The sequence below is a fragment of the Streptomyces javensis genome (assembly GCF_039525925.1).
Lineage (GTDB): Bacteria > Actinomycetota > Actinomycetes > Streptomycetales > Streptomycetaceae > Streptomyces > Streptomyces asiaticus.
On record NZ_BAAAIF010000151.1, the window covers coordinates 1 to 8,982 of the forward strand.

At 73.8% G+C, this 8,982-nt stretch carries 6 protein-coding genes and 1 pseudogene; 2 read left to right on the top strand and 5 right to left on the bottom strand.

Features of this window, described 5'->3' with window-relative positions; genetic code table 11:
- A partial coding sequence (locus tag ABD329_RS46800) for a hypothetical protein (protein WP_344318138.1) occupies positions 1-1,482 on the bottom strand: 1,482 nt, incomplete at its 3' end.
- A gap of 328 nt (positions 1,483-1,810) precedes the next feature.
- Positions 1,811-3,076 (bottom strand): phosphoribosylamine--glycine ligase, encoded by a 1,266-nt coding sequence (gene purD, locus ABD329_RS46805; RefSeq protein WP_198282000.1) that lies wholly within the window; start codon positions 3,074-3,076, stop codon positions 1,811-1,813.
- A 285-nt stretch (positions 3,077-3,361) separates the two neighbouring features.
- Between purD and ABD329_RS46810 the strand changes: the two genes are divergently transcribed.
- A complete protein-coding gene (locus ABD329_RS46810) occupies positions 3,362-4,096 on the top strand; it encodes an SLATT domain-containing protein (protein WP_344318139.1) in 735 nt (244 codons plus the stop codon).
- Between the two features lie 54 nt (positions 4,097-4,150).
- Here ABD329_RS46810 and ABD329_RS46815 read toward each other — a convergent pair whose 3' ends face one another.
- The 3 genes from ABD329_RS46815 to ABD329_RS46825 form a co-directional block, all read right to left on the bottom strand.
- Entirely contained in the window at positions 4,151-4,801 is a 651-nt protein-coding gene (locus ABD329_RS46815) for a hypothetical protein (protein WP_014053817.1), read from the bottom strand.
- 141 nt (positions 4,802-4,942) lie between these two features.
- Positions 4,943-5,677, bottom strand: a complete 735-nt coding sequence (locus ABD329_RS46820) for a GntR family transcriptional regulator (RefSeq protein WP_198281555.1) — start codon at positions 5,675-5,677, stop codon at positions 4,943-4,945.
- A 339-nt stretch (positions 5,678-6,016) separates the two neighbouring features.
- On the bottom strand, positions 6,017-7,378 hold the full coding sequence (locus tag ABD329_RS46825; protein ID WP_198281556.1) for an aspartate aminotransferase family protein: 1,362 nt from the start codon (positions 7,376-7,378) through the stop codon (positions 6,017-6,019).
- Positions 7,379-7,721: 343 nt separating this feature from the next.
- Between ABD329_RS46825 and ABD329_RS46830 the strand changes: the two are divergent.
- Positions 7,722-8,912, top strand: a pseudogene (locus tag ABD329_RS46830) (serine/threonine-protein kinase); the annotation flags it as partial.
- Positions 8,913-8,982 lie beyond the last annotated feature (70 nt).

Consider the following 8,982-nt stretch of genomic DNA (forward strand, 5'->3'; position numbering starts at 1 on the left):
GGGGGCGCCGCCGTGGGCGGTGCCGTGGGTGCCGCCGTCGGAACCGGCGTCGGTGCCGTCGGCGGGCCCGGCCGGGGCGGCGGCCAGCCGGTCGATGACGCGGGCCAGGGTGGCCGGGGCGGGCCCGCTCGCGCGGGCCGGGGCGGGGGCGGCGCCGACGGGCTCATGGGCGCCGCCCCGCTCGTCCAGGAGCCGGTTGAGCCGGGCGGCCTCCTGCCGCCACTTGCGGTCCACGACCTCCTCCGGATACGCGCCCCAGTCGACCGGGGACCAGTCGGGGCCCGGCTCCGGCGGGCCGCCGTGGAAGAGCCGGGCGGCGAGCAGCGAGGTGGCCTCGTCCATCGCCCCGGGCTCCTCCAGCAGGTCGCAGGCCGGGCGCTCGCTCAGCCGGGAGGTGAACCCCTCGGCGAGCCGGTCGCGGCGGGAGAGCTCGGTGAGCGCCGAGACCACGCCCGCGTCCAGCCGGGAGGGCCAGCGGCCCATCCGCCAGGCGGGCAGCGCGACCCGGGTCAGCAGCCGGTCCCAGCCCGCGTAGGCGAGGCCCACCTGCTCCTGGGCGACGATCCGCAGCCCGTAGTCCACCGTCTGGGCCCGCTCGGAGGCGGCCGCGGCGACCGCGCGCTCCATCTCGGCCGCGTGGTCCCGGCAGCCGCGCAGCAGCAGCCGGGCGACCCAGCCGACGAAGGCGAAGGCGGGTCGGCGCACCGCCGCCGCCGGGGCGGGCGCGGGCCCGGACGACGGCTCGCCGCCGCGGGCCGCGACGGCCACGGCGGCGTCAAGACCGCGCACGAAGCGGCGGGCGGAGGCTATGTCGGGGTGGACGGACGGGCCGGTGCCCGCGACCAGCGGGGCGAGCAGCGCCACCCGCTCGGCGACCCGCATCCACCACAGGAAAGGCGAGCCGATCACCAGCACCGGCGCCCGCGGGGCGCCGCGCTCGGGGCGGTCCACGACCCGGTCGGCGCCGACCGCCGGACCGGGCCCTCTGGCGCCGCGCACCGGGCGGGGCTCATCGACCGCGAGGGCGCCGCGGTCCCGGCGCTCCCGCCGGTTGGCGTGCGCCGGATGCGTACGGTCCTCCAGCCAGCTGTCGCAGTCGGGGGTGAGCGCTATGGCCGAGGGCGCCGGGACCTCCAGGCGCTCGGCCAGATCGCGGATCAGCTGGTAGAGGTCGGGCGCGGTCTCCTCGGCGACGGGCACCGTCGGGGTCAGCGCGGGCCTGGCCCGGACGACCACGGCGGCCACGGCCGCCGCCAGCAGCAGGACCACCAGGGCGCCCCCGGTCACCACCCAGCGCAGGGCCGTCCAGCCCTCGTCCTGGGAGCCGCCGATGCTGCCGGTGGCGCTTCCGGCCAGCAGCACCACGGCGGCGGCGGCCGGGAGGAGCGCGACCGCGAGCGCGGTGCTCCGGATGCGCAGTACCGCGAGGGCGCGGGCACGCGCCTCCAGGGCACCTGCTTCGGGACCTGCCACGGTTCTCATCACCCCCTACTGTCCGGCCGGTGTTTGAACAGCGGACGACGGCGGCGTTGTTTTCTCCCCACCCACTGTCGCACCGGCCGCCGACTCCGCAATGCCGGTGGGCCAGTTGCCGCACCTCGCCTGAGCGGCACACTAGTTGGGGGTCGGGCGCGCGTCAGCAGGATGCGGAACCGCTCACCCAATGGAATGGCCTTGGGTAAAACCGGGAACTTCGCGATGGCGACGCCGGGTCCCGTGTGAACAGGCGGAAGCGAGCTTCCGAACCGTTCACCGACGCCCTTGAGCCCCCGGTTGAGACACTTATTACAGCGTCTCTTCGCGACGCCGCTTACGCATCCGCTTCGGCGGCCGCCTTCGCCGCGATGTCGGAGCGGTGGTGGGAGCCCTCCAGGCCGATCCGGCCCACCGCGCGGTACGCCCGTTCGCGCGCCTTCGCCAGGTCGGAGCCGGTCGCGGTGACGGAGAGCACCCGGCCGCCCGCGCTCACCACCTCACCGGACGCGCCGTCCCGCTTGGTGCCCGCGTGCAGGACGTACGCCTTGGGGCCGTCCTTCTCCGCCACCTCGTCCAGCCCGGTGACCGGGTCGCCGGTGCGGGGGGTGCCCGGGTAGTTGTGCGAGGCGAGGACCACGGTCACGGCGGCGCCGTCGCTCCAGCGCAGCGGCGGCTCGTCCGCCAGCCGGCCGGTGGCGGCGGCGAGCAGCACCGCGGCCAGCGGGGTCTTCAGCCGGGCCAGCACCACCTGGGTCTCCGGGTCGCCGAAGCGCGCGTTGAACTCGATCACGCGCACGCCCCGCGAGGTGATCGCCAGGCCCGCGTACAGCAGCCCGGAGAAGGGCGTGCCGCGGCGGCGCAGCTCGTCGACGGTGGGCTGGCAGACCGTGGCCACGACCTCGTCCACCAGGGCGGGGTCCGCCCAGGGCAGCGGGGAGTACGCGCCCATACCGCCGGTGTTCGGGCCCTCGTCGCCGTCGTGGGCGCGCTTGAAGTCCTGGGCGGGCTGGAGCGGGACCACGGTCTCGCCGTCGGTGATCGCGAAGAGGGAGACCTCCGGGCCGTCCAGGAACTCCTCGATCACCACCCGGCCGCAGGCCAGCGCGTGCGCGCGGGCGGCCTCGACGTCCTCGGTCACCACGACGCCCTTGCCCGCGGCGAGGCCGTCGTCCTTGACGACGTACGGGGGGCCGAAGGCGTCCAGCGCCTCGTCGACCTCGGCGGGGCTGGTGCACACATAGGCGCGGGCGGTGGGCACGCCCGCCGCCGCCATCACGTCCTTGGCGAACGCCTTGGAGCCCTCCAGCCGCGCGGCCTCCGCGGACGGCCCGAAGGCCGGGATCCCGCGCTCGCGCACGGCGTCGGCCACCCCCGCCACGAGGGGGGCCTCCGGCCCCACGACCACCAGGCCCGCCCCCAGGGAGGCGGCGAGGTCGGCGACGGCGGCACCGTCGAGCGCGTCGACCGCGTGCAGCTCGGCCACCTCGGCGATGCCGGCGTTGCCGGGGGCGCAGTGCAGTGCGGTGACGTCGGGGTCGAGGGAGAGAGCGCGGCACAGGGCATGTTCGCGGGCGCCGCCGCCGATGACGAGGACCTTCACGGTAGGCAGCCTATTGCCTGGGGCGGCGGGCGCTGTGCGGCGGGGGCCGCGGCGCGGTCCGGGGGCGGTCCGGCGCGGTCCGGCCTGGATCCCGGGTACAAGCCTCTGCGCCGTGAGCGGGGGCACTCTTTTGGGTGAGGCGTGGGCGGTCCTATACCCGATGGGGCAGCCCTTACGGGCTGAAATCCGGTGATCGGGTCATCGTGGCCAACCGTTCGGCGGTAGGAATGGTGGTCGCGCGTCAGCCGCGCGCAGGAGAGACACCGCCGCAGAGGGAGTCGCACGGTGAGTCAGCCGGAGATGCAGCCCGAGGGGCTCCCTCGGCAGGAGGGTGCGAGGAACCAGGGTGACCTGCTCGGCCGACCCTTCCCGCACGGCGACTGGGGGGAGCCCGCGGAGCGGCTCGACGAGTTGTACCAGTGGGTCGAGGAGGGCGCGCTCGAGGTCGCCGGGTGGTACCTCGCCGACCGGGTGTGGAAGCGGCGGGCCGCCCGGGTGCTGCGGGTGGGGGCCGCGGTGGCGGGGGTCGTGGGGGCCGTACTGCCCCTGCTGGATCTGAACGGAACGCTGGACGGCGGTGCCGGGTGGGGCGCGCTGGCGCTGCTGCTGGCGGTCGCGTGCGTCGGCGGCGACCGGTTCTTCGGGCTGACGTCCGGCTGGATGCGGGACATGGCCACGGCGCAGGCGGTGCAGCGGCGGCTGGAGGCGTTGCAGTTCGACTGGGCGTCGGAGAGCGTGCGGGAGGTGCTGGGCCCGACCGAGGGCACCGCGAGCGAGGCCGTCGAGCGGTGTCTTTCGGTGCTGCGGCGGTTCTGCGAGGACGTGTCGGAGCTGGTGCGGGCCGAGACGGCGGGCTGGATGGTGGACTTCGGATCCGGTTCCGCGCCGCTGGTCACGCAGTCGCTGATGGCCCAGGGCTCCCGTCCGGACAGCGGGAGCCCCGCGAGCCGCTTTCCGCTGCCGCCGAGCCCCGCCCGGCCCAATATGCCGCGGCAGCGTCCTCCCGAGCCGCCCCGCTGATGACGGGCGCGGGCAGCCCGGGGGCGGCGGTCAGGTCGGCGGTCAGCTCGGCGGTCAGCTGAAGACGATCATCGAGCCCTGGCCCAGGCTGCGCGTCGCCGCCGCGTGCAGCCCCAGCCACACATGGCGCTCCCGCGCGAAGGGGCTGTCCTCGTACGGGACCGACGCCGCCGGCTCCTCCAGGCTCGTGGGGCGGGCCGGGGGCGCGGGGGCGGCCGGGGGGTTGGACGGGTCAATGCCGAGCGCCGGGGCGACCGCCTCCAGCTCGCGCAGCAGTCCATGGCTGGAGCCCAACGGACCACCGCCCTCGAGGAGTTCGTCGTTGGACAGCGGACTCTGGAAGTCGACGGGGACATACGCGCCCGCGTGGTCGTAGTGCCACACCAGATGCGACTGCTGGGCCGTGGGCTCGAACATCTCCAGCAACTGCTCGTAGTCCCCGCCGAGTTCGTCCACCGGCGTCACCGCGAGTCCGCACAGCTGGAGCAGATAGGCGCGGCGGAGGAAGTGCAGCGCGTCGTAGTCGAAACCGGCCACCGGCGCGACATCCCCGGAAAGTCCCGGCATATAGCTGAAGACGGGCACGGGCGGCAGACCGGCATCGCTCAGCGCCTTGTCGTAGGCGGCGATCTCTTCGGCGAAGGGGTTGTCGGGGCTGTGGCACAGCACATCGACGAGGGGGACCAACCAGAGGTCACATGCCACGCGATCTCACTCTCGTATCCGTACGGTCGATGGTCGGCCCAGCGTAATGCCCCACGTACGCGGCGCGAAGAGCGCAGGACGCGGGCCCTGGGGGACGGGGCCCATGGATCGGGTGGAGTTCGCGAAGAGTTCAGGAGGGCATCAGGGGGAGTTGACTTCCGGCTCGGTCCCCGCCCGGCTCCGCGAGCGCGTCTCCTCCCCCGCCACCAACCGCTCGATCAGCGCACGGAAATGCGTGTTGTACGCCGCTATGAGCCGCTCCGAGTCATGGGGATCCCCACGGGTGACCGCCGCCGTGAGCTCGCAGTGCCCGGTCCACAGCAGACCCCGCAGATCGGGTACGCGGCGCAGGTACGGCACCGTGAAGACCCAGGTCTGCACCCGCAGCCGCTGGAGGAAGTCCGATACGTACGGATTGCCGACCAGCCCGCAGATCTCCCGCCAGAAGCGCAGGTCGTAGCCGATGAGGATGTCCAGGTCGCCGGAGCGGGCGGCCCGCTCGGCCTCCTCGGCCCGGCGCCGCACCGAGGCCAGCGCCTGCGTGGTCATGGTGTTCAGCGTCTGCTCGACGTAGTGCCGGAAGACGCCCTCCACCACCATCGTGCGGGCGTCCACCATGTGCCGGAAGTCGTCGATGGTGAACTCGTGGACCTTGAAGCCCCGGTGTTCCTCGACATCGAGCAGCCCCTGGGAGCACAGGTCGAGCAGCGCCTCCCGGACGGGGGTCGCGGAGACGCCGTACTGCTGGGCGATCTCCTTGACGGTGAACTGGCGCCCCGCAGGGAGCCTGCCCGCGAGCACCTCGTCACAGAGCGCGTCGGCGATCTGCTGCCGCAGGGTGTTCCGCTTGACCGGGCTGGTGCCGGGCACGGGCATCGAGGACCGTCTCCTTCCACGGCCGTCGGTGTAAGAAAGCGGACGGCCCTCGCATCACGATATGCGAGGGCCGTTGCGCGGAACACGCAGAGTGCGGCTTGGTCTACACCGGGCAGCCGTCGGGCAGCGCTCGGGCCGCGTCCGGAGCCAAACGGGCAGGCCCCTTTTTGAGGAGGCTCGGTTCACCTCCGGGGCGCCTCAGTCGCTGTCGACGGTCGACCGTGCTCGGTCGCTCGTACCTCGCTCCCTGCGCGCGCTCTCCCTTTCGACAGCGACGCGCCCCTTCGGCTCACTCGCCGGAAGACCCAAGCACCCCAGCGCCCCTCCACCCTGGAACGGCTACGCCGTATGGGCGTCGGCCGCGTTCAGCGCCTCGTCCAGGATCGCGAGCCCCTCCTTGGCCTCGGCCTCGGTGACGGTGCACGGCGGCACGACGTGGGTGCGGTTCATGTTCACGAAGGGCCACAGACCGCCGCGCTTGCAGGCCGCCGCGAAGTCGGCCATCGGCTGGTTGTCCGCCCCGCCCGCGTTGTACGGCACGAGCGGTTCGCGGGTCTCCTTGTCCTTGACCAGGTCCAGCGCCCAGAAGACACCGAGGCCGCGCACCTCGCCGACCGAGGGGTGGCGCTCGGCGATCTCCCGCAGCGCGGGGCCGATCACGTTCTCGCCGATCGCGGCGGCGTTCTCCACGATCCCCTCCTCCGCCATCGCGTTGATCGTCGCGACGGCCGAGGCGCAGGCCAGCGGGTGGCCGGAGTAGGTGAGGCCGCCCGGGTAGGGGCGCTGGTCGAAGGTCGCGGCGATCTCGGCGGAGATCGCGACGCCACCGAGCGGCACATAGCCGGAGTTGACGCCCTTGGCGAAGGTCAGCAGGTCCGGGGTGACGCCGAAGTGGTCGGCCGCGAACCAGTGGCCGGTGCGGCCGAAGCCCGCCATGACCTCGTCCAGGATGAACACGATGCCGTAGCGGTCGCAGATCTCCCGGACCCCGGCCAGATAGCCGGGGGGCGGGACCATGATCCCGGCGGTGCCGGGGATGGTCTCCAGGATGATCGCGGCGATGGTCTGCGGCCCCTCGAAGGCGATGGTGTCCTCGAGGTGGCGCAGCGCGCGCTCGCACTCCTGCTGCTCGCTGTCGGAGTGGAAGGGCGAGCGGTAGCGGAACGGCGCCCAGAAGTGCACCACGCCCGCCGAGGCGGTGTCGGAGGGCCAGCGGCGGGGGTCGCCGGTGAGGTTGATCGCGGCGGCGGTGGCACCGTGGTACGAGCGGTAGGCGGAGAGCACCTTGGCACGGCCGGTGTGCAGCCGGGCCATGCGGACCGCGTTCTCCACCGCCTCGGCGCCGCCGTTGGTGAAGAAGATCTTGTCGAGGTCACCGGGGGTGCGCTCGGCCACCAGCCGCGCCGCCTCGGACCGCACGTCCACGGCGAACCCCGGCGCGATGGTGCACAGCTTCGCGGCCTGCTCCTGGATCGCGGCCACGACCTTGGGGTGCTGGTGGCCGATGTTGGTGTTCACCAGCTGGCAGGAGAAGTCGAGGTAGCGGTTGCCGTCGTAGTCCCAGAAGTACGAGCCTTCGGCGCCCGCGACGGCGAGGGGGTCGATCAGGCCCTGCGCGGACCAGGAGTGGAAGACATGCGCGCGGTCGGCGGCCTTGACGGCGGCGCCGGCCGCGTGGTCGGGGCTGGGCTGCACGGACACGTTCGTACCTCGGATCGCTCGCGGGTCGGGGCGGCACCAGCGTACGGACCCGGGCCCCGCGCCCGGCACCGACAGCCTGTCCGGGTTTCGGGTCGTACGCCGACATCCTGCCGGGCGGCGGAGGGAGCCACGGCCGTCGCCGGTGACCGGGGCGCCGCTGTCCGGATTTCGCTCCCGGCGGGCCCCTCGCGGCTCACGGGATTCCGTGCTCCGGCTCGGGAGTGACACAGGACGGATACGGAACCGATAACGGATCGTCCGCGTCGTCCACTTCGCTCTCAGCCGCCCTTATTCTCTCCGGGGGGCTGATCAGGGGGATTCACGGGGAAGGGACGATCGACGCATGGAAGACCTGGGGGCCGAGGACCCTCGCTGGATCGGTGAGTACCGGCTGCTCCGGCGCCTTGGCGCCGGTGGCATGGGCCGGGTGTTCCTGGCTCATTCAGCACGCGGGCGCACGGTGGCGGTGAAGCTCGTCCAGACCGAGCTCGCCCAACAGGCCGAATTCCGGCGGCGGTTCAAACAGGAGGTGCGGGCCGCACAGCGGGTCGGGGGCGCGTGGACCGCGCCGGTGCTGGACGCCGACACCGAGGCCGCCACCCCATGGGTCGCCACCGGCTACATCGCCGGTCCCTCCCTGCACGCGATCGTCGCCGAGTCGGGCCGGCTGCCCGAGCGGACCGTGCGCATCCTGGCGCACGGCCTGACGCAGGCGCTCCACGACATCCACGACGCCGGTCTGGTCCACCGCGACCTCAAACCCTCCAACGTCCTGATCACCATCGACGGTCCGCGCGTCATCGACTTCGGTATCGCGCGGGCGCTGGAGACGGTCACCGACGGCATCCTCACGCGCAGCGGCGCCGTCGTCGGGTCGCCCGGTTTCATGTCGCCCGAGCAGGTGCGCGGCGAGCGGGTCACCCCCGCCAGCGACGTCTTCTGCCTCGGCTCGGTGCTCGCTTACGCGGCGACCGGACGTCAGCCCTTCGGCACGGCGGACAGCGGGGTGCACGCGGTGATGTACCGCATCGCCCAGGAGGAGCCGGACCTGACGGGGCTGCCGGAGGGGCTGCGGGACCTGGTCACCGACTGCCTGAAGAAGGGCCCGGACGACCGGCCCTCGCTGGAGGCGCTGCTGGAGCGTACGGCCGGGGCGGACGACGACGGCGAGCCCTGGCTGCCGGGCACGCTCGTCGCCCAGCTCGGGCGGCACGCGGTGCAGTTGCTCGAGGTGGAGACGCCCGCCGGGCCGGGGGTACCGGCGCGCCCGGCCGTACCGCCCGTGGCGGGGGCGACCGGCCTCGCCGTACCGCCCGTGGCCGGGGCGACCGGTCCCGCCGTACCGCCGCCGCCCTCCGCGCCGCCGTCGGCCACGTCGTTCCCCCTCGCCCCGGCGGAACCCCCCACGCCCCCGCCACCGACCACCCCGCCGCGCCCCTCGGCGGCGCCGCTCCCCCCGGCTCCGTCCACCCCGCCCTCGGCGGGCGCGGCGCAGGGCGGCCCGGACCGGCCCGCCGGGCGCCCGGCCGCGCCGCAGGAAGTCGGATCGTAGCCATGTCGTTCTGTGAGCCAAGGAGTTGATTGAGGTACTTGTCTTCCTAAGA

What these genes read in the sequence shown, in the direction of transcription:
- ABD329_RS46820 (WP_198281555.1), bottom strand. Translation starts at nt 5,677, where the DNA reads ATGCCCGTGCCCGGCACCAGCCCGGTCAAGCGGAACACCCTGCGGCAG.